We start from the raw sequence: 26,718 nt of genomic DNA on the forward strand, positions 1-26,718 counted from the left end.
GGGTGTCCTCTCGGGATAACGGTGGTCAGTCGGCGATGCTCTGCCGGGCCAGTGACAGCAGGTCCGCGGTGTCCATCGCGTCGATGGCCCCGGATTCCTGCTCCGCGCCGGCGTCGGTGTCCCGATCGGAGTCGGTCGAGGTGGTCAGGAGGTCGAGCACGCCCGCGCGGCGCAGCCGCTCCAGCGGCAGGGTCGCCAGGGCGTGCCTCACCCGTGCTTCTTCTTCGGTGGCGTACGTGTCCGGCTCGTCCAGTTCGAGCCGCCGCCGCAACTGGGCGATCAGCTCGGTGGGGTTCGGGTGGTCGAACACGACGGTCGCGGGCAGTCGCAGGCCCATGGCGCGGTTGAGTTCGTTGCGGAACTCGACCGCGGTGAGCGAGTCGAACCCGAGATCGCGGAACGCGCGGCCCGCGGAGATCTCTGTCGGGTCCGGGTGGTCGAGTACGCGGGCGCAGATCCGCTGCACCAGCCGCAGCAGCCGTTCGTTCTGCTCGACGGTGCCGAGCCCGCGCACCGTGTCGGCGAAGCCCGTACCGTCCGAACGCCCGTCGCCGTCACGGGAGTCGACGGCGTCCTGCCCCGGCGTGGACAGCGCGCCGAACAACATGCTCGGCCGGACCGAGGTGTACACGGAGAGGAACCGCTGCCAGTCGATGTCGGCGACGGCGACCTCGGTACGGTCGGCGGCCAGCAGCGCGTCGAGCGTGCGGATCGCCTCGGCCGGGTCGATCAGGCGTACGCCGGTACGGGCCAGGCCCTCCCGGAACGCGGCGTCGTCGCCCATCCCGGCACCGCCCCACGGTCCCCAGGCGACGGACAGCGCCTGGACTCCCCGTGTCCGCAGGTTCCGTGCGTGCGCGTCGAGCACCGCGTTGGCCGCGGCGTAGGCGCCGTGGTCGCGGATGCCCCAGACGGCGCTGACCGAGGAGAAGTACACGACGGCGTCGAGCGTGGCGGGGTCGAGGGCCGACTCCAGGAGGAGAGCCCCCTGGACCTTGGCGGCCAGCATGGTCGCCAGGTCATCGACGCCGGTGGCGGACAGCGGCGCGCTGCCGCCCACGCCGGCGGCGTGCACCACGGCAGACACCCGTTCGCCCGTGTCGCGCAGCGTGCCGACGAGTCCGGTCACCGCGTCGGGGTCGGTGAGGTCACAGGCCAGCGCGGTGGCGTCGACTCCCTCGGCCCGCAGGTCGGCGAGGAGTTCGTCCGTGCCGGGTGCGTCGGGGCCCCGCCTGCTGACCAGCACCACGTGGGCGGCGCCGTGCCCGGCGAGCCAGCGGGCGATGTGGCCGCCCAGTGCCCCTGTCCCGCCGGTGACCAGGACGGTGCCCGCCGGGCGCCATCCGTCACCGGGCCGTGCGGGAAGCCCGGCGGGCACGAGCCTGCGGCCCAGCACCTGCCCGTCCCGCACGCGGATCTGGTCCTCGCCGCCCGCTCCGCCCAGCACGGCGCGCAGCAGTCGGCCGGACTTCTCGTCGAGCGTGTCCGGCAGGTCGATCAGGCCGCCCCAGCCGTCCGGGTACTCCAGCGCCGCGGTCCGGCCCAGGCCCCACACGGCGGCCTGTGCGGGGTTCGTCGTCTCCCCGGTCGCCCCCTGGGTGAGGCACCACAGCGGTACGCCGAGTCCGGCCTCCGCGAGCGCCCGGACCGCGACGAGCGTGGCGACCAGCCCGGTGGGAACCTCCGGGCGGTGCGGGTGCGGGGTCTGGTCGAGCGCGGCCAGGCTGAGCACTCCGGACGGGGTGGTTCCGGCGGCCGCCGTACGGATCCGGTCGGCCAGCGCGGCGACGTCGGCCTCGGTGTCGGCGCTCAGTTCGTCGGGGCGGACCGGGATCGTGACGACCTCGGCACCGTCCTCCCGCAGCGCGGCCAGCACCGGGTCCGCCGCACCGGCCGTCGTGTCCGTGCCGTCGGCGGGAACCAGAGCCAGCCACCGGCCGGTGACGGTTTCCCCGGACGGGTCCAGCGGCGCCCATTCGGTCTCGTAGGCCGTCTCCCGGGGCGCGGTCGCGCCCGCACCCGCGCTGCGCGGCGCGTCGGGCCAGAAACGCCGGTGCTGGAACGGGTACGTGGGCAGTTCGACGTGGCCCACCGGCCCGGCCGGCAGGACCTTCGCGAGGTCGACCGGGGCTCCGTTGACGTACAGCTCGGCCAGCGAGGTCATCAGCCGGCGCTCCGTGCCGTCGCCCCGGCGCAGACTTCCGGTCACCAGGGCCGTCACTCCGGCCTCCTCCACGGTCTGGGTGACCGGCAGGGTCAGCACCGGGTGCGGGCTGATCTCGGTGAACACCTGGTGGCCCTGGCGGGCGAGCGCGGTGACCGCCTCGGTCAGCCGCACCGGCCGGCGCAGATTGCCGTACCAGTACTCCGCGTCCAGTGCCGCGGTGTCCAGCCAGTCGGCGGTGACGGTGGAGAAGAAGGGGATGTCGCCGGTGCGGGGGGTGACCTGGGACAGAATGTCGAGCAGGCGCGAGCGCAGCGGCTCGACCTGCGCGGAGTGCGAGGCGTAGTCGATGCCGATCCAGCGGGAGCGCACGCCCTTGCTCTCCGCCTCGGCCTGAAGCTCTCGCAGCGCGGGCAGTTCACCTGAGACGGCGGTGGAGGCCGGGCCGTTGAACACCGCGACCGACACCGCGTCGCCCCAGCGCTCGATCCAGCGCGTCACGTCGTCGGGGGTCGCGGCGAGCGAGAGCATCCCGCCCTTTCCGGACAGCTCACGCAGGGCTCGGGCGCGCAGCACGGTCGCGGCGGCGGCGTCCTCGACCGACAGGGCGCCCGCGACGCAGGCCGCCGCGATCTCGCCCTGCGAGTGGCCGATCACCGCCGAGGGCCGTACCCCCCATGACTCCCACTGCCGGGCGAGCGACACCATGGTGGCGAACAGCATCGGCTGCACCACGTCGGCGGCCTCCGGGTCCCGGTCGCCGAAGCCGGAACGGGCCGCGTCGGTGATCGACCAGCCCAGGTGCGGTCGCATCGCCTGGTCGCACTCGTCCCACCGGGCGGCGAACGCGGGAGAGCTGTCGAGCAGTTCGTTCGCCATGCCGGGCCACTGGCTGCCCTGTCCCGGGAAGATCCAGACCGGCGCGCGGTCGAACGACCGGGCCGTCCCGGTGACCACGCCGTCGGCGCTCTCGCCCGCCGCGACCAGACGCAGGCCGGCGGCCAGCGTGTCGCGGTCGGTGCCGAGCACCACCGCACGGTGGTCGAACGTGGCGCGGTTGCCGGCCAGCGCGGACGCGATCTCACCGATGCCGGGCCGGTCCTCGCCGGTCTCGGCGGTGCTGTCGGCCAGCCGCCCCGCGTGCTCCCGCAGCGCCCTGTCGCCTCGGGCCGTGAGCACCCACGGCAGTACGGCACCGGATTCCGGCAGCGGCGCCGGCGCCGGGTCCTCGGGCGCCTGCTCCAGGATGACGTGGGCGTTCGTACCGGACACCCCGAACGAGGACACACCCGCGCGGCGCGGGTGTTCCGACACCGGCCACGGCTGCTCCTCGGCGAGCAGCCCGACACTGCCGCGCGACCAGTCGAGCTTGGTGCTGGGACGCTCCACGTGGAGGGTGCGGGGAAGCACGTCGTGCCGCATGGCCTGCACCATCTTGATCACGCCGAGGACTCCGCCCGCCGCCTGGGCGTGGCCGATGTTCGACTTGACCGATCCCATCCACAGCGGGTGTTCGGGTTCGCGGTCCCGGCCGTAGACGGCCATCAGGGCCTGGGCCTCGATGGGGTCGCCCAGTACGGTGCCGGTGCCGTGGGCCTCGACGGCGTCCACATCGGACGCCTGCGTACCGGCGTCGGCGAGGGCCGCGCGGATGACCCGTTGCTGGGCCGGTCCGCTCGGCGCGGACAGCCCGTTGGACGCACCGTCCGAGTTGATCGCGGTGCCGCTCACCAGCGCGAGCACCCGGTGTCCCCGGCGGCGGGCGTCAGAGAGCCGTTCGACCAGCAGCATGCTGGCGCCCTCGCTCCAGCCGGTGCCGTCGGCGTCGTCGGAGAAGGCCTTGCACCGCCCGTCGCCGGCCAGCCCGCCCAGCTCGGCGAACTGACGGAACCCGCGCTCGGTCGACATGATCGCGACGCCGCCCGCGAGGGCCAGTTCGCACTCGCCGGCCCGCACCGCGCGCACCGCGAGGTGCAGCGCGACCAGTGACGCCGAGCACGCGGTGTCGACGGTCAGGGTGGGGCCCTCCAGGCCGAGCAGGTAGGCGATCCGGCCGGAGACCACGCTGGCGGCGGTACCGGTCAGCAGGTGGCCGCCGGAGCTCGCCGTTCCGGACATCGCGTGCTCGTAGTCCGAGCCGCCGACCCCGGCGAATACTCCGGTCCTGCGGCCCCGCAGTGTTCCGGCGTCGATTCCGGCGTTCTCGACGGCCTCCCAGGCCACCTCCAGCAGCACACGCTGCTGGGGGTCCATGGCCAGTGCCTCCCGCCCGCTGATTCCGAAGAAGTCGGCGTCGAACCCGGCGGCGTCGGCGAGGAATCCACCCTCCCGGCAGATCGAGAGGTCGAGGTCGTCGAGCTGCCAGCCGCGGTCGGTGGGGAACGGGCTGACGCCGCTCGCGCCGTCGCGTACCAGCCGCCACAGCTCGTCCGGGCCCTCGCCGCCGGGGAACCGGCAGGCCATGCCGACGATCGCGATCGGATCGTCCGTATCGGCGCGGACCGCGGTGTCCGTGTCGAACACATCGTCGCGGCCGAGCAGTTCGGCGACCAGGTGGTCGACGACGCGGGCCGGGGTGGGGTGGTCGAACACCAGGGTGGCGGGCTGGCGGCTGCCGATGTCGTTGCTGATCCGGTCGGCCAGTCGCACCGCCGACATGGAGCCCATGCCGATCTCGGTGAACGCACGGTCGGGCTCGATGTCCAGGGGGTCCCGGAAACCGAGGACATCGGCCGCGGCGAGGCGTACGTCGGCGAGCAGCCGTCGCCGCAGCTCCGCGGGGTCGGACTCGGACGGCGGAGCGGACACCGGCGCCGCCACCTCGGGCGCGGTCCCGGTGCGGGGCGCGGCCGTCCCGGTCCTGCGGGGGGCCGCGGTCCCGGTGGCGCCCGTTCCGGTCAGCCAGTACCGGTCCCGCTGGAACGGATAGGTGGGCAGGTCCAGCCGCACCGCGCCGTCCGGGGCCAGCATCTTCTCCCACGGCACCGGCGCGCCCGCCGTGAACAGCTCGCCGAGGGCGAGCAGCAGCGTCTCGGGTTCGTCGTGGTCGCGCTGCATGGTGGAGGCGACGGTCAGCGTCTCCGTGGAGTCCTGCACGCACTCGCGGGTGGGCAGGGCCAGGCCACCGGGACCGATCTCCAGGAACGCGGTGACGCCGAGCCCGGCCAGCCGCTCGATACCGTCACGGAAGCGCACCGGCCGGCGCATGTGCCGTACCCAGTAGTCCGGGTCGGTGATCTCGTCGGGGCTGACCAGTTCGCCGGTCATGTCGCTGATCAGCGGGATCTTCGGCGGGTGGTAGGTCAGGGTGCGCGCGACCTCGCCGAAGGGCTCCAGGATCGGGTCCATGGAGGCGGAGTGGCCCGCGAGGCCGAGCGACAGCTGCCGGGCGCGCCTTCCGCGCGCCTCGCAGGCCGCGACGACGCTCTCGATCGCTTCGTCGGTGCCCGAGACCGCCATGGAGCGCGGCGAGTTGACGGCGGCGATGTCGACGTGCTGCCCGGTCTCGGTGAGGATCTCGCGCAGTTCCTCCTCGGACAGCGCGATCGATGCCATTCCGCCGGTGGTGCCCTGCATGAGCCGGCCCCGGGCGGCGACCAGCGCGGCGGCGTCCGCGAGGTCGAGCACCCCCGCCACATGCGCGGCGGCCAACTCGCCGAGGGAGTGCCCCAGCAGGTAGTCGGGGGTCAGGCCCCAGTCCTTGAGCAGCTCCACGGTGGCCACCTCGACGGCGAACAGCGCGGGCTGGGCTATGGAGGCCCGGGAGACGAGTTCGTCGGAGGTCATCGCCTCGGACAGCGGCTCGGACAGATGCGGTGCGAACGCCGCGGTGATCTCGTCGAACGCGGCGGCGAACGCGGGGAACGCCTCGTACAGCTGCCGGCCCATCCGGGCGCGCTGGGCACCCTGGCCGCTGAAGAGGAACGTGGTGCCGCCGTGCCGGCGGGCGCGGGAGTGGGCGACCCCGGCCCCGGTGCGCCCCTGGGCCAGCAGCTCCAGGCCGCCGAGCAACTGCTCCCGGCCGGCGCCCACCACGACCGCCCGGTGCGGGTGCCGGTCCCGGGTGGTCGCCAGAGCCGCGGCCAGCTCCGCGCCGGTCGTCTCGGGGTGCGCTTCGACGAACTCCCGCAACCGGGCCGCCGACTCGCGCAGCGCCTTCGCGTCCCGCGCAGTGACCAGCAGCGTGGCGGGCACCTCCGAGTCCGCAGAGGCGGCCCGAGCCTGATCGCCGGGCGCCGAGGGCTCGTCCTGCGGCGCCTCGCCCTCGGCCGGCTCGGGGGCCTGTTCGATCACCACGTGGGCGTTGGTCCCGCTGATGCCGAAGCCGGAGACAGCCGCGCGGCGCGGCCGTCCGGTACGGGGCCAGGAACGGGCCTCGGTCGCCAGCCGCACGTCGCCCGACGACCAGTCGACCTCCGGGGTGGGTACGTCCACGTGCAGCGTCCGGGGCAGCGTGCCGTGCCGCATCGCCATGACCATCTTGATCACGCCGGCCAGCCCGGCCGCCGCCTGGGTGTGCCCGATGTTGGACTTCACCGACCCCAGCCACAACGGCTGGTCGTCCGGCCTGCCCTGGCCGTAGGTGGCCAGCAACGCCTGTGCCTCGACGGGGTCACCGAGCCGGGTGCCGGTGCCGTGCGCCTCGACCACGTCGACCTGAGGGGCGCTCAGGTCGGCGTCCCGCAGCGCCTGGCGGATCACCCGCTGCTGGGAGGGGCCGTTGGGCGCGGTCAGCCCGTTGGACGCGCCGTCGGAGTTCACCGCGCTGCCCCGGACCACGGCCAGCACGGGCTCGCCCAGCCGTCGCGCCTCGCTCAGGGGGCGCAGCAGCAGCATCGCCGCGCCCTCGCCCCAGCCGGTGCCGTCCGCGTCCCCCGAGAACGCCTTGCACCGTGCGTCCGCCGACAGTCCGCCCTGCTCGTACAGCTCGGCGTAGAGCGCGGGACCGCCCATCACGCTGACCCCACCGACCAGCGCCTGTGTGCACTCCCCGGCGCGCAGCGCCCGTACCGCCAGGTGGAGCGCGACCAACGAGGACGAGCAGGCGGTGTCGATGGACAGCGCCGGCCCCTCCGTGCCGAGGATGAACGCCAGCCGCCCGGAGGCCACGCTGTCCGTGGTACCGGTCAGCAGATGGCCCATGGTCTGCTGCTGCTCGGTGTCGTCCTTGGGCCAGTACTGCTGGGCGGTGATGCCTACGTAGACCCCGGTGGCCGAGCCGCGCAGCGACGAGGCCGGCACTCCGGCCCGCTCCAGCACCTCCCACGTGGTCTCCAGCAGCAGCCGCTGCTGCGGGTCCATGGCGAGCGCCTCTTTGGGCGACACGCCGAAGAAGTCGGCGTCGAAGGCCGCCGCGTCGGACAGGAACCCGCCCCGCTGGCAGATGCCGGGGTCGAAGTCGCTGGTGTCCCAGCCCCGGTCGGTGGGAAAGTCGCCGATCATGTCGCGGCCGGCGTCGACCACGTCCCACAGCCCCTCGGGCGAGTCGACGCCGCCGGCGAAGCGGCAGGACATGGCCACGATCGCGATGGGCTCGGCCGCGGCCGACTCCAGCTCGCGCAGCCGCCGTCGGGTCTCCTGGAGATCCGTGGTGACCTTCTTGAGGTAACCCACGAGCTTCTCGTCAGTGCTCACACTCATCAACAACCCCTGGTGGGAAGGAAATCGGTCTGCGGGACTCGGATGTGATCACCGGGGATCGGTGTCGGAACCGCCGTACTCGTTCTGGATGAAGGCGAAGACCTCGTCGATATCGGTGTCGTCGGCGTCGGCGCCCGTGTCGACCGGCCCCGACGGCACCGGCGCGCCCGCCTTCAGCAGCGTCAGGATGCGGCGCATCCGCTGCCCGATCTCGGCGCTCGCGTCGTCACCGTGCGCGAGCGATTCGACCTCGGGTTCGAGCTGGTCCAGCCGGCGCAGGATCCGCTCGGCCGGGCTCAGCTCCGCGGGTGCCAGCTGAGCCAGCAGGTGACCGGCCAGGTCGCCGGGCGTCGGGTAGTCGTACACCGCGGTCGCGCTGATCCGCAGGCCGGTGACGACGTTCAGCCGGTTCCGCAGCTCCACCGCGGTCAGTGAGTCGAAGCCAAGCTCCTTGAACTGCTGGTCCGTCGCGACGCCGCTGTCGTCGGGGTGCCGCAGCACCGCGGCGACGTGCGTACGCACCAGCCCGGTCAGCAACTCCCGTCGCGCCGGGCCGCTCAGCCCGTCGATCTGCTCCCGCAGCCGCGTGCCGCCGTCGGTCCCGGGCTGCGCGGGGCCGCCCTGGACACCTCCACCGGTCCTGGTGAATTCGGCGAGCAGCGGGCTCGGCCGGGTCGCGGTCTGGGTGGCGGCGAACCGGTCCCAGTCGACGTCGGCCACCATCACCGTCGCGGCGTCCGCGCGCAGCGCGGTCTCCAGTGCGGCAATGGCCGGCTCCGGCGGCATGGGCAGCACCCCGGTGTGCGCGGTACGGGCGGCCGCGGCGCCGTCGGCAGCCATGCCACCGCCTGCCCAGGCACCCCAGGCGACCGCCGTCGCGGGCAGCCCCTGGGCGCGCCGCAGGGTGACGAGCCCCTCCAGGAAGGCGTTCGCCGCCGCGTATCCGGCCTGGCCGGCCGCGCCGACCATCCCGGCCAGCGAGGAGAACACCACGAACATCGACAGGTCGGCGTCCAGCGTGGCTTCGTGCAGCACCAGCGCCGCGTCCGCCTTGGGGCGCCACACCGCGGTCAGCCGCTCGGCAGTGAGCCCGTCCAGGACGCCGTCCTCCAGCACGCCCGCCGTGTGCACCACTCCCGTCAGCGGGAGGTCCTCCGGAAGCGCCGCCAGCACCCCGGAGACAGCGTCGCGGTCGGCGACGTCACAGGCCACGACGGTGGTCTCGGCGCCCAGTTCGAGCAGCTCGGCACGGAGCTTCGCCACTCCGTCGGCGTCCGGGCCGCGGCGGCTGGCCAGCAGCAGGTGCGGTACCCCGGCACCGGCCAGCCACCGCGCGGTGTGCCGGCCGAGGGCGCCCGTACCGCCGGTGACGAGCACCGTGCCGTGGTCGGGCACCCGCCGGCCGTTGTCCGGCAGCGACATCACCCTGCGCAGGCGACGTGCCCGTACCCCGTCGGTGCGCAGCGCGACCTGATCCTCACCGCCTGCCGTGACCACACCGATCAGGTCGGTGACGGTGTCCGGTTCCAGCCGGGCGGGCAGGTCGATCAGCCCGCCCCACTGCTGGGGCAGCTCCAGTGCGGCCACCCGGCCCAGGCCCCACAGAGCCGACTGCGAAGGACTGGTCCGTCCGCCGTCCGATGCGCCGACGGCCACCGCGTCCCGAGTGAGGTACCACAGCGGCGCGTCCGGCAGGACGTCGGCGAGCGCCTGCGTCGTCGTGGTCGCGGCCAGCACGGCCTCGGGCCCCTCGCGCCGGGACGGCGCGTCGTCGAGTGCGAGCAGCGACAGCACCCCTGCCACGGGCTCGCCGTCGCGGGAGTACGGGGCCAGTAGCGCGGCGAGCGCGGCACGGTCGAGCGTGTGGGGGTCCACGTGCACGACCTGAGTGTCGTCACCGCGCTCCACCAGTTCGGCCGCCAGTTCGGCCACCGACCCGGTCGTGGAGCCGGCGTGCGTCAGCACCAGCCAGCGGCCTTCGAGCCGCTGCGTGCCGCGCCGGGTGGCGGGCACCCAGCCGATGTCGTAGTTCCACGTCCGGACGGCGCCGTCCTGCTGCCGCCGGCGGTGCCACGCGGCCAGTTCGGGCAGCAGTCGGCTCGCCGGGGTCTCGGCGTCCACGCCGGCCAGCATCGTCAGTACCTCGTCGTTCTCCAGCGCCGCCCAGAACTCGGCATCCGACGAATCCGCGCGCCCGCTCGTCGGCTCCGGCCAGAACCGCTGGTGCTCGAAGGGGTACGTGGGCAGTTCCACCCGGCGCGCCCCGGTGTCCGCGAGCACCACCGGCCAGTCCACCTCGGCGCCCGCGAGCCAGGCCCGTGCCACCGCCGCGAGGATCGCCGGCTGCTCGTCCTGTGTCCGGCGCAGGGCCGGCACCGCCACGAGGTCAGGGGCGCCGTCGGCGATCTCGCCGACCATCGCCGTGAGGATCGCGTCCGGTCCGAGTTCGACGAACGTGGACACCCCGTACTCCCGCAGCCAGGTGACCGCGTCCGCGAAGCGCACACCCGCCCGTGCGTGCTCGGTCCAGTACTCGGGCGAGCCGAACTCCTCGGTGGCCGGGAGACCGGTCACCGTCGACACCAGCGGAATCTCCGGTGCCCGCCACTCCAGCTGCTCCAGCCGTACCCGGAATTCGGCCAGCATCGGCTCCATCAGCTGCGAGTGGAACGCGTGGCTCACCCTCAGCTGACGGGTTTTCACCTGTCGGCTCGCACAGGACTCGACGATCCGTCCGACGGCCTCGTCCGCTCCCGCGACGACCACCGACCTGGGCCCGTTCACCGCCGCGATCGACACCTCCGGTTCGTCCTCCACCAGGGCCGCGACGAACTCCTCGGAGGCCCGGACGGACACCATCACGCCGCCCTCGGGCAGCGCCTGCATGAGCGCGCCGCGCGCCACGATGAGCGTGCACGCGTCCGCCAGCGACAGCACGCCGCTGACGTGCGCCGCGGTGATCTCGCCGATGGAGTGCCCGGCGACGTGGTCCGGACGCACCCCCCAGGAACGGAGCAGCCGGAACAGAGCGACCTCCAGCGCGAACAGCGCGGGCTGAGTGAACTCCGTACGGTCCAGGCGCTCCGGGTCGTCGAAGACCACCTCACGCAGCGGGCCGGCCAGACCGGCGGCGGCGAGCGCCTCGGCCACCTCGTCCAGCGCCTCGGCGAACACCGGGAACCGCTCGTACAACTCCCGGCCCATGCCCGCGCGTTGCGAGCCCTGCCCGGAGAACACGAACGCCACGGGCCCGGTGACCACCGGCTCGGCGAGCGTCTCCCCGGCGGCGACCGAGCGGAGCCCGGCCAGCAGAGCGTCCCGGTCGCCGGCCGTCACCACGGCACCGGTCTTGAACCGGGAGCGGCCGGTGGCCATGGAGAACGCCACGTCGGCGACGGGCAGTCCGGGCCGCTCGGCCACGAACGCGGCGAGCCTGCCGGCCTGGTCGCGCACCGCGGTGGGCGTCCGCGCGGACAGCACGACCGGCACGGTGAACTCCCGGTGCTCCCCCTCGCGGGCGGCGGGCTCGGCGACGGGCTCCAGCTGTTCGATGATCACGTGCGCGTTGGTTCCGCTGATGCCGAACGACGACACGGCGGCACGGCGCGGCCGCCCGGTGTCCGGCCACTCGTGCTGCTCGGTGGCCAGCTCGACGACACCGTCGGACCAGTCGATGTGCGGCGAGCGCTCCTCGGCGTGCAGCGTCCGGGGCACCGTGCCGTGCCGCATGGCCAGCACCATCTTGATCACGCCGGTGACGCCGGCCGCCGCCTGGGTGTGGCCGATGTTGGACTTCACCGACCCGAACAGCAAGGGCCGGGTCCGGTTCTGTCCGTACGTCGAGATCACCGCGTGCGCCTCGATCGGGTCACCCAGCGTGGTGCCCGTCCCGTGGCCCTCCAGCACGTCGACGTCGGCGCTGGTCAAACCGGCCGAGGACAGCGCCTGGTTGATGACCCGCTGCTGCGCGAGACCGCTGGGCGCGGCCAGACCGTTGGACGCGCCGTCCTGGTTGACCGCCGAGCCCCGGATCGTGGCCAGCACGGGATGCCCGTTGCGGCGCGCGGCCGACAGCCGCTCCACGATCACCGTCGAGCAGCCCTCCGCCCAGCCGGTGCCGTCGGCGGAGGCGGAGAACGCCTTGCACCGCCCGTCCGCCGACAGTCCGCCCTGCCGGGTGAACTCCAGGAACAGGCCGGGCGTGGACATCACGGCCACGCCGCCCACCACCGCCAGTTCGCACTCGCCCGAGCGCAGCGACTGGCCGGCCAGGTGCAGCGCCACCAGCGAGGACGAACACGCGGTGTCCACGGTGACGGCCGGTCCCTCCAGCCCCAGGGTGTAGGCGATCCGGCCCGAGAGCACGCTGGAGGTGTTGCCGGTCAGCAGGTAGCCCTCCAGCCCCTCGCCGCCGCCGTCCAGGTAGCTGCCGTGGCTGGCGCCCATGAACACGCCGGTACGGCTGCCGTGCAGCGAAGCCGGAACGATCCCGGCGTGCTCCAGGGCCTGCCACGAGGTCTCCAGCACCATCCGCTGCTGGGGATCCATGGCCAGCGCCTCGCGCGGGGAGATGCCGAAGAAGTCGGCGTCGAACCCGGGGGCCTCGTAGAGGAATCCGCCCGAGGTGGTCGCGCAGCCGGCCGCGGCGAGCCCGGCGAGATCCCAGCCCCGGTCCGTGGGCAGGCCCGCGACGGCGTCCGTCCCGGACTCCAGCAACTGCCAGAACTCCTCGGGGGAGTTGACCTGGCCGGGCAGTCGGCAGGCCATTCCGACGATCACCATGGGGTCGTCGTCGGGGTCCTCGTCCCGGGAGTCCACGGTGACCGCCGTGGTCGCGGTGACCGCGGTGGTCCCGGGCGCCGCGTCGTCGCCGAGCAGCTGCCCGAGAAGGTGGTCGGCCAGCGCGTTCGGCGTGCTGTAGTCGAAGACCACGGTCGCCGGCAGCCGCAGCCCGGTCGCGGCGGTGACCCGGTTGCGCAGTTCGAGCGCGGTCAGCGAGTCGAAGCCCTGGTCCTTGAAGGCCACGCCGGCGTGGACGGTCTCGGCGTCGGAATGGCCGATCACCGCCGAGACCAGCCTGGACACCAGCTCCCGCACCTCGCGGGTCCGTTCCGCGGGCGGCAGCGCCGCCAGGGTGGCGGCGAGCCCCTCCCGCCCGCCGAGGTCCGCGGCCGCCGCGGTGCGCCGTACCGGCCGCGCGCGGGGGGCAAGGTCCTTGACGACAGGCGAGGGGTGGCCGTTCGCGCGAAGGGCCCGCTGGTCGAGGCGGATGGGCGAGACCACCGCCCGGTCCACGGTGAGCGCGGCGTCGAACAGTTCGACACCGACCTCGGCGGGCATCTCGGCGAGGCCGATGCGCGCCATGCGGCGCATGTCCTCCTCGGTCAGCGAGCCGGTCATGCCGACTTCCCGGGACCACGTGCCCCAGGACATCGCGGTCGCGGGCAGCCCCAACGACCGGCGGTGGCCCGCCAGACCGTCCATGAACGTGTTGCTCGCCGCGTACGCGGCCTGCCCCGGGCTGCCCAGGATGCCCGCCGCCGAGGAGAACATCACGAACATCGACAGGTCCGCGTCCATGGTCAGCTCGTGCAGGTTCCAGGCCCCGTCCAGCTTCGGCGCCAGCACCGGCTCGGCGCTCTCCGCGCTCAGCGATCCGACCGTCGCGTCCAGAAGCACGCCCGCGGTGTGCACGACTGCGGTCAGCGGGTGCTCCGCCGGGACGGCGGCCAGCACCCCGGCCAGCGCGTCCCGGTCGGTGACGTCGCAGGCCACCGCCTGGGCCTGGGCCCCGAGCGCCGTCAGTTCCGCCACCAACTCCCCGGCCCCGGGCGTCGCGGCGCCCCTGCGGCTGGTCAGCAGCAGATTCCGCGCACCGTGCTCGGTCACCAGATGCCGGGCGAACAGCGCGCCCAGGCCGCCGGTACCGCCGGTGATCAGGACGGTGCCCTCGGGATCGAGGGGCCTCGGCACGGTCAGTACGACCTTGCCCACATGCCTGGCCTGGCTGACGAACCGGAACGCCTCGGGCGCCCGCCGTATGTCCCAGGTCGTCACCGGCAGCGGAGCCACCGCGCCGTCCTCGAACAGCGTCGCGAGCGCGTCCAGCATCCGCGCGGTCCCCTCCGGGCCCACCGCCATCAGGTCGAAGGCCGTGTAGGCGACACCGGGGTGGTGCGCCCCGACCTCGTGGGCATCGCGGATGTCGGTCTTGCCCATCTCCACGAAGCGCCCGCCGTCGCCCAGCAGCCGCAGCGACGCGTTGACGTACTCGCCGGCCAGCGAGTTCAGGACCACGTCCATACCGCGCCCGCCGGTCACCTCGCCGAAGGACCGCTCGAAATCGAGAGTCCGGGAGGAGGCGATGTGGTCGTCGGCGACGCCCAGTTCACGCAGCCGGTCCCACTTGGCCGGGCTCGCGGTGGCGAACACCTCCGCGCCCAGGTGACGGGCCAGCTGGACCGCGGCCATGCCGACACCGCCGGCCCCCGCGTGCACGATCACGGACTCCCCGGCCCGCAGCCCGGCCACCTCGACCAGGCCGTAGTAGGCGGTCAGGTAGGTGGCGGCCACCGAGCTCGCACGGGCGAACGACCAGCCGGCCGGTATCCGCGTGAGCAGCCTCTCGTCGGTGACCATGACCGGGCCCGCGCCGCTGGTGTGGAACATGCCGAGCACCCGGTCACCCGGGCGCACCCGGGTGACACCGGCGCCGACCTCGGTGACGACTCCGGCCGCCTCGGTACCCAGCAGATTGTTCTGCCCGGGGATCATGCCGAGGGCGTTGACGACGTCCCGGAAGTTCAGGCCCACCGCGCGCGTCGACACCCGTACCTCGTCCGGACCCAGTGCCCCGGCCACCTCGGCGGCGGGCCGCAGCGCCAGCTTGTCGAGCGAGCCCTTCTCCGTGATCTCCAGCCGCCAGACCGGCTCTCCGTCCGGTACGGGAAGGAGGTCGTCGGTGGACAGCCGGGCGTAGCGGGGGGTGAGCGGCTTGCCACCGCGCACCGCCACCTGTGCCTCTCCCGTCGCCACCGCGTCCGCCAGTGGTCCTTCGGTCTCCTCGGCGTCCGGGTCGAGGTCCACGAGCACGAACCGGTCCGGGTGTTCGGTCTGCGCCGAGCGCAGCAGCCCCCAGACGGCGGCGCCGCCGAGGTCGCGTACCGGCTCCCCGTCGGTGGTGCTCACCGCGCCGCGGGTGACGACGGCCAGGCGCTTGTCGTCGGCGTCCGTCCGCGCCAGCCACCGCTGCACCAGGCCGAGTGCCTCGGCCACGGCCGCGCGCACCTCGGTGCCGACGTCGCCGGTCCCGGCTCCGATCCGGGCCACCTCGGTCTCCGGCGCCGGCCCGTCGGCGGTCCGCTCCTTCGCGGCGGGCCAGGACAGCCCCAGAAGCATGTCGTCGCCCCGGCGTCCGGGTACCGGCAACGCGTCCGGCGCGACCGGGCGTACCGCCATCGAGGCCAGTGAGAGCACCGGCCGGCCCGCCGGGTCCGCCAGTTCGGCGGCCACCGACTCCGGGCCGAGGGTGGTGATCCGCACCCGGACCGTACGCGCTCCGACCGCGTGCACGGTGACCCCGCTGAACGCGAACGGCAGCCAGCCCTGCTCCGGTTCGGCGAGGGCGCTGTAGCCGCCGGCGTGCAGCGCCGAGTCCAGCAGCGCCGGGTGGATCACGAAGCGCTCCACGTCGTCGGCCGTGTCCTCGGCCAGCACGGCCTCGGCGAACACCTCGTCGCCGCGCCGCCACACCGACCGCAGCCCCCGGAACGGCCCGTCGTAGCCGAAACCGGCCGCCGCACGCTCCGGGTAGTAGTCGTCGGCCGCCACCGGTTCGGCGCCGGCCGGCGGCCAGGCCTCGCCGGCCCAGCCGGTCTCCGCCTCGACGGCCGGGGTGAGCACACCGCCGGCGTGCTGCTTCCACTCCTCCTCGTCGTCGCCGCACGCGTACACCTCGACGGTCCGGGCCCCGGCGTCGTCCGGCTCGCCGAGCACGACCTGGATCCGTACCCCGCCTTCCTCGGGCAGGACCAGCGGCGCGTGCAGGACCAGCTCGCCGATCCGGGGGCAGCCCACGTCCTCGCCCGCCCTGGTCGCCAGCTCGACGAACCCGGTGCCGGGGAACACCGCGACACCGTGCACGCGGTGGCCGTCCAGCCACGGTTGCGCGCGCAGGGACAACCTGCCGGTGAACACGTGCCCACCGCTCTGCGGCAGCTCCGTGCTCGCGCCGAGCAGCGGGTGACCCGCCGTGCGCAGGCCGATCGCCGCCGCATCGGAGGCGCTCGCCGCCGGGGACGGCCAGAAGCGCTGTCGCTGGAAGGCGTACGTCGGCAGCTCCACCCGTCGCGCGGTGCCGTCCCCGGGCTCCGCCGACGGCCAGTCCACGGGCACCCCGTGCACGTGCAGCCACGCCAGCGCGGTCACCAGCTGGGCCTCTTCGTCCTGCTGCCGCCGCAGCGTCCCGGTCACCACGGCCGGAACGTCCACCGACTCGGCGGCCTCCTGGATCGGTACGGTGAGCAGCGGGTGCGGGCTGATCTCGGCGAACGTCCGGAACCCGTCGGTGAGCAGGCCGTGTACGGCGGGCTCGAAGCGCACGGTCTGGCGCAGGTTGCGGAACCAGTAGCGGGCGTCGAGCAGTTCACCCGGGGCGACCCAGGCGTCCTCCACCGTGGAGTAGAACGGGATCTCCGGGTCCCGGGGCGTCAACGGGGCTAGCAGGCGCAGCAGTTCGTCGCGCAGCGGCTCCATCTCGCCCGAGTGCGACGCGTAGTCCACTTCGACGCGGCGGCACCGGACCTCCCGCTGGATCAGGCTTGACAGCACCAGCTCCAACGGCCGGTTCGGTCCCGCGATCACCACCGAACGCGGGCCGTTGACCGCGGCGATCGACACGTCGTCGACCTCGCTCAGCAGTGGTTCGACCTCCTCGGCCGGCAGGGACACCGAGACCATGCCGCCGGTGCCCGCCACGGCGCCCAGTGCGCGCGACCGCAGCGCCACCGCCCGCGCGCCGTCCTCCAGCGACAGCGCCCCGGCCACGCAGGCCGCCGCGATCTCGCCCTGCGAGTGCCCGACGACCGCCGCCGGGCGCACTCCGTGCTCCGCCCACACGGCGGCCAGCGACACCATCACCGCCCACAGCACCGGCTGCACCACGTCCACCCGGCCCAGCAGCTCCGTGTCGTCCAGCGCGTCGGTGAGCGACCAGTCCACGAAGGGAGCCAGCGCTCGCTCGCACTCCGCCAGCCTCGCGGCGAACACCGGCGAACTCCCGGCCAGTTGCCGTCCCATCCCGGGCCACTGCGCGCCCTGCCCGGGGAAGACGAACACCACGCCGCCCGTCGCGTCCGCCACACCGGTGACCACGTTCGTCTCGTCCATGCCCTTGGCGAGCGCGCCCAGCCCGGCGACCAGTTCCTCGTGGTCCCGGGCCACGACGGCGGCCCGGTGATCGAACAGGCCGCGCGTGGTGCGCGCGGCGAGCGCCACCTCGGCCGGACGGAGCGACGGCTCGTCACCGAGCAGCCCGGCGAGGCGCGCGGCGTTGTCCCGTACCGCGGCCGCCGACCTGCCGGACAGTACGACGGGCACCACGGTCTCCGGTGCATCCGAGGCTCCGGCGTCGAGGCCCGGATCGGCCGACACGTCGGCCACCGCGGAGTCGTCGGACGGGGCCTGCTCCAGGATGATGTGCGCGTTGGTGCCGCTGATCCCGAAGGCCGACACCGCGGCGCGCCTCGGCCGCTCCACCTCGGGCCACGCGGTCCGGTCGGTGACCAGCTCGACCGCACCCGCCGACCAGTCCACGTGGGGCGTGCGCTCGTCGGCGTGCAGGGTACGGGGCAACTCGCCCGCCCGCAGCGCCAGTACCGTCTTGATCACGCCGGCGACCCCGGCGGCCGCCTGGGTGTGGCCGATGTTGGACTTCACCGAACCCAACAGCAGTGGCTGCTCCCGGACTTGACCGTAGGTGGCCAGCAGTGCCTGCGCCTCGATCGGGTCTCCGAGCGAGGTGCCCGTGCCGTGTGCCTCCACGGCGTCCACGTCGGCCGGTTCCAGCCCGGCATGCGCGAGCGCGGTGCGGATGACCCGTTGCTGTGCGGGGCCACTGGGCGCGGACAGGCCGTTGGAGGCACCGTCCTGGTTCATGGCGGAGCCCGCGACCACCGCGAGCACCTCGTGTCCGTTGCGTCGCGCGTCCGACAGCCGCTCCAGCAGCACCAGCCCGGCGCCCTCGCTCCAGCCCGTGCCGTCCGCGCCCGCGCCGAACGCCTTGCACCGTCCGTCCGGTGACAGCGCGCCCTGGCGGGACATCTCGACGAACAGGTTCGGCGTGGTCATCACGGTCGCGCCACCGGCCAGGGCGAGCGAGCACTCCCCCTCCCGCAGTGACTTGACCGCCAGGTGCAGTGCGACCAGCGACGACGAGCAGGCGGTGTCCACCGACGCGGCGGGCCCCTCCAGCCCGAGGGTGTAGGCCAGTCGGCCGGACAGCACGCTGGAGGCGGTGCCGGTGGTGATGTGGCCCTCGGTGTCCTCGGCCGCCCCGCGCAGCAGCGCCACGTAGTCCTGGCCGTTGGTGCCCACGAACACACCGGTGTCGCTGCCGCGCCGGGTGGCCGGGTCGATTCCGGCCCGCTCCAGCGCTTCCCAGGCCAGCTCCAGAAGAATGCGCTGCTGCGGGTCCATGGCGAGCGCTTCGCGCGGTGAGATGCCGAAGAAGGCGGCGTCGAACTCGGCGGCGTGGTCGAGGAATCCACCCACCCGTACGTGCGTGGTGCCCGGGTTCGAGGGGTCGGGGTCGAACAGGCCGTCCAGTTCCCAGCCGCGGTCGGCGGGGAACTCGGTCAGCGTCTCGCCGCCCTCGTGCAGCAGCCTCCACAGGTCCTCCGGGCTGTCGACGCCCGCCGGGAACCGGCACGACATCGACACCACCGCGATCGGATCGTCCGCGACGGACCGCACGGTGACGGGACGGAGCACCTCGGCGCTCGGCTCGTCGAAGTGCGCGGTCAGGATGTGGCGGGCGATCGCGTCCGGAGTGGGGTGGTCGAACACCAAGGTGCGGGGCAGCTCCAGGTCCAGCAGCGCGGCGAGGCGGTTGCGGAAGTCGACGGCGGCCAACGAGTCGAAGCCCTGCTCGCGCAGTGCGCGGCCGGTGTCCACGGCGGTGACCGCGTTGTGGCCGAGCACCGAGGCCGCCTGGTCGCGGATGAGGGCCGTGAGCCTGGTCAGCCGTTCGTCCGCGGCAAGCGCGTGCAGTTCTGCGCCGAGCCCCGCTCGCGGGGTGACCGGCCCGTCCGGTGTGCGCTCGCCGCGGATGTCGCCCAGCTCGGTGAAGAGCCGGTCGGGGCGTACGGCGGCGATCGTGGACAGCATGCGGGACCAGTCGACGTCCAGCGCCACGGCCGCCGGGACGTCGCCCCGTCCGATCAGTCCGCGCAGCGCGGCCAGGGCCGGCTCCGGCTCCAGGTCGGTCAGGCCGAGCCCGCGCATGCGCCGGCCGACCGCGTCCCCCGCGGCCATCCCGCCGCCGGCCCACGGCCCCCACGCCACGGACACGGCCGGCAAGCCGTCGGCGGCGCGTTGCCGGGCGAGGGCGTCCAAGTAGGCGTTGGCCGCCGCGTAGTTCGCCTGGCCGGCGTTGCCCATGACGCCGGTGAACGAGGAGAACAGTACGAACGCGCTCAGGTCCAGGTCCCGGGTCAGCTCGTGCACGTTGCGCGTGCCCGCGACCTTCGGTTCGGCTACGGCACGTATCCGCTCCGATGTGAGGTCGACGAGCAGGCCGTCGTCCACCACGCCCGCCGTATGCAGCACGGTGGTCAGCGGGAACTCCTCCGGGATGCCCGCGAGCACCCGGCTCAGTGCGTCCCGGTCGGTCACGTCACACGCCTCGACGCTGACCCGCGCGCCGAGCCCGGTCAGTTCGGTCTCCAACTCGGCCGTCGCCTCGGACCGGCCGGAGCGGCTGAGCAACAGGACGTGCTCCGCCCCGAGCCCGGCCACCCACCGGGCGGCGTGTGCGCCCAGCGCTCCCGTACCTCCGGTGATCAGCACCGTGCCGGTCGGGTTCCACGTCTGCTCGGGACCCGGGCGGGCGGGCAGCGGAACGAGCCGCCGGGCGTACACCCCGGACTCGCGGACGGCGAGTTGGTCCTCGTCCCCCTCGCCTCCCAGAGCCTGGGCCAGCAGACGGGCGGTCCGGGCGCCGGGCGCCACGGGCAGGTCGGCCATGCCGCCCCACAGGCCGGGGTGTTCCAGCGCCACTACGCGGCCGAGCCCCCACAGCTGTGCCTGCTCCGGGTTCTCCAGGGTCTCCCCGGCGACAGTGACGGCGCCCGTGGTCAGGCACCACAGCCGGGTGGGCCGCTCCAGTTCGGCCAGCTCCTGGACCAGCGCGACGGTCGCCTCGACCGAGTCCAGCAGGGACACCACGATGTCCACCGGTGCCTCGTCGAACAGCTCTCGCAGTCGTCCGGCGAGCGGGAGACCGTCGGTCGTGATCGTGCGCGCCGTCACGTCCTCGGCGGCCAGCGCGTCCTCGACCAGCGCCTTCAGTCCGCTCGCCCGGTCGTCGGCGGGCAGTACCAGCAGCGCGCTGCCACGCGCCGCTCGGCGGGCCGGGGTGACCGGGTGCCACTCGATCTGGTGCAGCCACCGCGTGGCGGTGGCCTGACGATGCCGCTCGGCCCGCCAGGAGCCCAGCGCCTCGACCACGGTGTGGAACGGCTCGTCGCCGTCCACCCCGAGCGTACGGCTCAGCTCCGCCACGTCGGAGCGGCCGACCGCGTCCCAGAAGTCGGTGTCCGGTGCGGCCGACACCCGCCGGTCGTCCGCGTCGGGCTCCGCCCAGAACCGCTGCCTGCGGAACGGGTAGGTGGGCAGCCCGACGAGACGCGCGTTTGTCCCCCGGAAGTACGCGTCCCAGTCCACCTCGACACCACGGCCGTGCAGCCGGGCGGCCAGCGTGGCCGCCGAGCGCTGCTCGGAGCCGTCGCGGCGCAGCGTGGGCAGGACCAGTGTCCCGGGGGCGTCGGCGAGTACCTGCATGGCCATCCCGGAGAGCACCGCGTCCGGTCCCACCTCGACGAGGACCGTCGCGCCCGCGGTGCGCAGCGCGGCGACGCCGTCGCCGAAGCGCACGGCCTGCCGCACGTGGGACACCCAGTACTCGGGGGTGCACAACTCGCCGCCCGCGAGCTCTCCCAGGACGTTGGAGACGACCGGCAGACTCGGTTCCGCGAAGTCGACCCCGCGCAGCACCTCGGCGAACTCCGCGAGCATCGGATCCATCAGCGGCGAGTGGAACGCGTGGCTCACCGGCAGCTCGCGGGTGCGGGCGCCTCGCGCGGCGAACTCGGCCGCGATCTCGCGCACGGCGTCCGTCTCGCCGGAGAGCACCACCGCGGACGGGCCGTTCACCGCCGCGATGTCCACCTCGGCGCCGGCCGCCGACTTCTCGCGAAGCCGGTCCAGGACCTCGGCCTCGGATGCCTCCACCGCGACCATGGTGCCGCCGGGCAGGTTCTGCATGAGCCGGCCCCGGGCCGCGACCACGGTGCACGCGTCGGCCAACGACCACACGCCCGCGACGTGCGCGGCGGCCAGTTCGCCGATCGAGTGACCGACGAGCAGGTCGGGCCGTATCCCCCAGGATTCCAGCAGCCGGAACAGCGCGACCTCGACCGCGAAGAGCGCGGGCTGGGTGTACTGGGTCTCGTTCAGCAGTCGCGGGTCCTCGTCGATCACCTCGCGCAGCGGACGTTCCAGGAAGCCGTCGAACTCGGCGCACACGGTGTCGAACCACTCGGCGAACACCGGATACGCCTGGTAAAGCTCGCTGCCCATCCGGTGGCGTTGCGAGCCCTGGCCGGAGAAGAGGAAGGCCACGGTGTGTGACCCCGCCTTGTCGACGGGCAGCGCGGACGCGCCCTCGGCCAGCCGGAGCAGCCCGTCGCGAGCCGTCCCGGCGTCCGCGGCGAGCACGGCCGCGCGGTACGGCAGTGCGGTACGGCTGGTGGCCAGTGAGTACGCGATGTCCAGGGGCCGTTCGCCGCCGTCGCCCAGCAGGTGGGCGAGCCGGCGTGCGTGGTCGGCCAGCGCGTCGGGGTCGGCGGCGGACAGCACCAGCGGCACGGCAGGCGCGTCCGTGTCCCCGTCGGTGGCCTGGACCGGGGCCTCGTGGGTTCCTGCCGGGGAGAGCACGGAGCTCTGCTCCGTGGGCTCTTCGATGATGACGTGCGCGTTGGCGCCGCTGATGCCGAACGACGACACGCCCGCCCGGCGGGGACGGTCGAGTTCGAGCCACGGCCGCGCCTCGGTCAGCAGCCGCAGCTGCCCCGAGGACCAGTCCACGTGCGGGGTGGGCTCGTCCACATGCAGGGTCCTGGGCAGCATGCCGTGCCGCATCGCCAGCACCATCTTGATGACGCCGGCCATCCCGGCCGCCGCCTGGGTGTGCCCGATGTTCGACTTGACGGAGCCCAGCCACAGCGGCTCGGCACGGTCGCGGCCGTAGGCCGCCAGCAGCGCCTGCGCCTCGATGGGATCGCCCAGCGAGGTCCCGGTTCCGTGCGCCTCGACGGCGTCGACCTCGTCGGAGCGCAGCCCGCCGGAGGCCAGCGCGTCACGGATCACCCGCTGTTGCGAGGGACCGTTCGGCGCGGTCAGGCCATTGGACCGGCCGTCGGAGTTGACCGCGCTGCCGCGCAGTACCGCGAGGACCTCGTGTCCGTTGCGGCGGGCGTCGGAGAGCCGCTCCAGGAGCAGCACACCCGCCCCCTCGGACCATCCCGTTCCGTTCGCGCCTTCGGCGAATGCCCGGCACCTGCCGTCGGGTGACAACCCGTCCTGGGCGGCGAACTCCACGAAGATCCCTGGCCGGGCCATCACGGTGACGCCGGCGGCGACCGCCAGCTCGCACTCCCCCGCGCGCAGCGCGCCGGCCGCCTGGTGCAGGGCCACCAGCGAGGACGAGCACGCGGTGTCGACCGTGATCGCCGGGCCCTCGAAGCCGAACGCGTACGCGATACGGCCGGAGAGCACGCTGGCGGTGACGCCGGTGAGCACGTGGCCGCGTACCGCCTCGGCCCCTTCGTGCTGGCGCGGCCCGTAGTCCTGGGACATGGCGCCCACGTACACACCGACCCGGCGGTCGGGCAGCCGGGCCGGGTCGACGGCGGCGCGCTCGAACGCCTCCCACACCGTCTCCAGCAGCACCCGCTGCTGCGGGTCCATCGCCGTGGCCTCGCGAGGCGAGATGCCGAACAGAGCGGCGTCGAAGTCGGCCGCGTCGTGCAGGAATCCGCCCGCGCGGGGTACGGCGTCCGCCAGCCGGTCCAACTGCCAGCCCCGGTCCGCGGGGAAGCCGCCGATCGCGTCGCCCTCCGCGGTCAGCAGCGACCAGAAGTCCTCGGGCGAGCGCACTCCGCCGGGCAGCCGGCAGGACATCGCCACGATCGCGATCGGGTCGTCGTCCGAGGCCCGCGCCACGTGCACGGGCGCGGCCTCGGCCGGGTCGGTGTCCAGCAGACCGACGAGCAGATCGACGACCGCGTTCGGCGTCGGGTGGTCGTACATGAGCGTGGTGGGCAGGTCGAGCCCGGTCACCGCCACGAGCTGGTCGCGCAGTTCCACGGCCAGCGCGGAGTCGAACCCCACGTCACGGAAGCTCGTCGTGGGCAGCAGTTCGATGGCGTCGTCATGCCCGATCACGGCGGCAGCCTCGTCCCGGACGAGGTTCAGCAGCGTACGCCGCCGGGCACCGCCGGGCGCGGACGCCCGCTCGAAGCGGGTGGACGGCACGGAGGGACCCGGTTCGTCCTCGCCCACCGGCCCGAGCGCCCGCTCGGACCGGGCGGCCGGCGCGCGACGGCGTGTCGCGGCGCCCTCACCGGCGGCCCCCAGGTCGCGGCGCTGGAAGGCGTAGTACGGGAGGTCGACGCGCACCGGACGGTGAGCGGCGAGTACGGCGGTCCAGTCGACCTCGACGCCCAGGCAGTGCGCGCGGGCGAGCGCGCCGAGGTACCGGCGCCACCCGCCGTCGTTCCTCCGCAGCGTGGGCAGCGCTTCGGCCGCCGTCTCGTGCCGCCGCGCCATCTCGGTGACGCCGACGGTCAGGACCGGGTGCGGGCTGATCTCGACGAACACCTGGTGTCCCTCGTCGAGCAGTGCGTGTACGGCGGTGTCGAAGCGGACGGGGCTGCGCAGGTTGCGATACCAGTACGCGGAGCCCAGCTCGGTGCCGTCGACCGGTCGGCCGGTGACCGACGACATGATGGTCACGTCGGTCGCGACCGCGGTGACCCCGGCCAGGATCTCCGCCAGTTCCTCACGCAGGGGCTCCACCGCGGGCGAGTGGGACGCGTAGTCGATCGGCACCCGTTGGGCGCGCACGCCTTGCTGCTCGCACCTCGCGGTCAGTGCGGTCAGTTCGGCGCGCGGACCGGCCACGACGGTGGCGGCGGGCCCGTTGACCGCGGCGATCGTCAGCGCACCGGACCACTCCTGGAGCAGCTCCTCGGTCTCGTCGACGGACAGCGCGAGTGTGACCAGCCCGGTGTGCCCGGCGAGTTTGGTGAGGGCACGCGCGCGCAGCGCCACGATGCGCGCGCCGTCCTCCAGCGACAGCGCGCCCGCCACGACTGCCGCCGCGATCTCGCCCTGGCTGTGTCCGACCACGGCGGAGGGCTCCACGCCGGAGGCCCGCCACAACGAGGCCAGCGACACCATCACCGCGAACAGGGCGGGCTGTACGACGCCGTCGCCCAGGTCCAGGGTCGGCGCGCCCTGCTCGCCGCGCAGCACCGAGGACAGGGACCATTCGACGTACGGGCTCAGTGCCGCCTCGCACTCCGCGACGGAGCGGGCGAAGACGGCCGAGGAGTCCATCAGTTCCGCGGCCATGCCCGCCCACTGCGAGCCCTGGCCGGGGAAGACGAAGACCGTTCCGGGAGCGGCGAGCGATCGCCCGTTCGTCACGGCCTTCGTGGGGGTGCCGTCCGCCAGGGCGTCCAGTGCGCGCACCAGCTCCGCCCGGTCACCGCCGACCACCGCGCCCCGGTACTGCGCGTGGGTACGGGTCGTGGCCAGGGAGAACGCCACGTCGGCCGGGGTCGCGTCGGGTCGATCGGCCAGCAGCGCGGACAGTGCCTTCGCCTGGCTCGCGAGCGCGTCGGAGGTGTGACCGGAGAGCACCCAGGCGAGGGGCGCGGTCTCGGTGACCAGCTCGGGTTCCTCGCTGGATACGGGCCGTTCCGGTGCCGCGGGACGCTCCGGCGCGTCGGCGGCGACGTGTTCGGTGAGCACCAGGTGGCAGTTGGTGCCGCCGATACCGAAGGAGCTGACCCCGGCCACCCTGGCCCGCTCGGAGGCCCATGCTTCGGCCTCGCGCTGCACACTGAGCTTGAGTTCGTCGAGGTCGATGCGCGGGTTGGGCGCCTCGAAGTTGAGGCTCGGCACGAACTCCCCGTGATGCAGGCACAGTACGGTCTTGATGAGCCCCGCGATGCCGGCAGCGCCTTCGAGGTGGCCGATGTTGGTTTTCGCCGACCCGACCCTCAGCGGTGCGCCGTCCTGGCGCGACGCGCCGAACACAGCGCCCAGTGCGGCGGCCTCGACGGGGTCGCCCTGTGCGGTTCCGGTGCCGTGCAACTCGACGTAGTCCACGTCGGACGGATCGACCGCGGCGCTCCGGTGGGCGAGGCGCAGTACCTCGGCCTGCGCCTGCTCGTCGGGGACGGTGAACCCCGGGCCCCCGCCGTCGTTGTTCACCGCGCTTCCGGCGAGCACGGCGTAGACGTGGTCGCCGTCGGCCAGCGCGTCGGACAGGAAACGCAGCAGTACGGCGCCGCCGCCCTCGCCGCGTACGTAGCCGTTGGCGCGCGCGTCGAAGGTGTAGCAGTGCCCGTCCGGTGACAACGCACCCGCCTTGTCGACGGCGAGCGTGCCCTCGGGGGTGAGGATGAGGTTGACCCCACCGGCGACAGCGGCCGAGCACTCGCCCCGCCGCATGCTCTCCGCCGCGAGGTGCAGCGCGACCAGGGAGGACGACTGCCCGGAGTCGACCACCAGGCTCGGCCCGCGCAGACCGAGGGAGTAGGAGACACGGTTCGCGATGCCGCCGCGCAGCAGCCCGGTCAGGCTGTGCGGGGAGAGCGCCGCGGGGCCCTGGTCGTGTACGACGGTCGCGTACTCGGTGCCGATGGAGCCGACGAAGACCCCGGTGTCGGAGCGCCGGAACCGATCGGCCGGCCAGCCGGCGTCCTCGAACACCTCCCAGCCCAGCTCCAGCATGAGTCGCTGCTGCGGATCCATCGCGGCCGCCTCGCGCTGCGAGATGCCGAAGAAGCCCGCGTCGAACGCGTCGACCGAGTCGATGAAGCCGGCCCGCAACTCGACCGACGAGACGGACAACGCCGCCCGCCTGTTCTCGGGGACCTCGGAGATGCTCTCTTTTCCGGACCTGAGCAACCGGAAGAACTGCCTGTGATCGCGCGCTCCGGGGAGTCGGCAGGAAATTCCGACGATCGCCACTGGTTCCGTCGAGCGCGACGACCCACCGCGGTCACTACCGACTGACATGAGGGTTGCCAACCTTTCCGAGGTCCTGGCGATATTGATTCGATCGAATGACGGTCTCAGCCGTATCGGGTGCGTGCAGAGGGCACGGGCACCGCACTTGAGCAGACGTGACGGTCAATCAGCTTCGACAGATTACGCGTGTAGCCACACGATTTTCACTAGTGAAAACCGTAGTGTGAAACGTCGACGTGGGCCGCTTTACGGCAGCCCGAAGTACCGCTACCGGCCGAGCCCTTGCGGTGGCGGAAAATGGTAGGGCAGTGGCTGGAAACGACTCCAAAAGCGCTGAAGACGAAGCCACCTGAACACTGAGCCGAGATGCG

2 protein-coding genes are annotated in these 26,718 nt (G+C 73.6%); both read right to left on the reverse strand.

The features are described from left to right. Positions 1-25 precede the first annotated feature (25 nt). Complete coding sequence (locus tag ACIQD6_RS09520) at positions 26-7,798, reverse strand: type I polyketide synthase (protein ID WP_401880779.1); 7,773 nt, start codon at positions 7,796-7,798, stop codon at positions 26-28. Between the two features lie 54 nt (positions 7,799-7,852). Then, entirely contained in the window at positions 7,853-26,395 is an 18,543-nt protein-coding gene (locus ACIQD6_RS09525; protein ID WP_401880173.1) for a type I polyketide synthase, read from the reverse strand. Positions 26,396-26,718 lie beyond the last annotated feature (323 nt).

The sequence above is a fragment of the Streptomyces sp. NPDC088400 genome, assembly GCF_044753355.1.
Classification (GTDB): domain Bacteria; phylum Actinomycetota; class Actinomycetes; order Streptomycetales; family Streptomycetaceae; genus Streptomyces.

Excerpts from the sequence above, each read along its gene's own strand:
- ACIQD6_RS09525 (WP_401880173.1), bottom strand. The coding sequence starts at position 26,395 with ATGTCAGTCGGTAGTGACCGCGGTGGGTCGTCGCGCTCGACGGAACCA.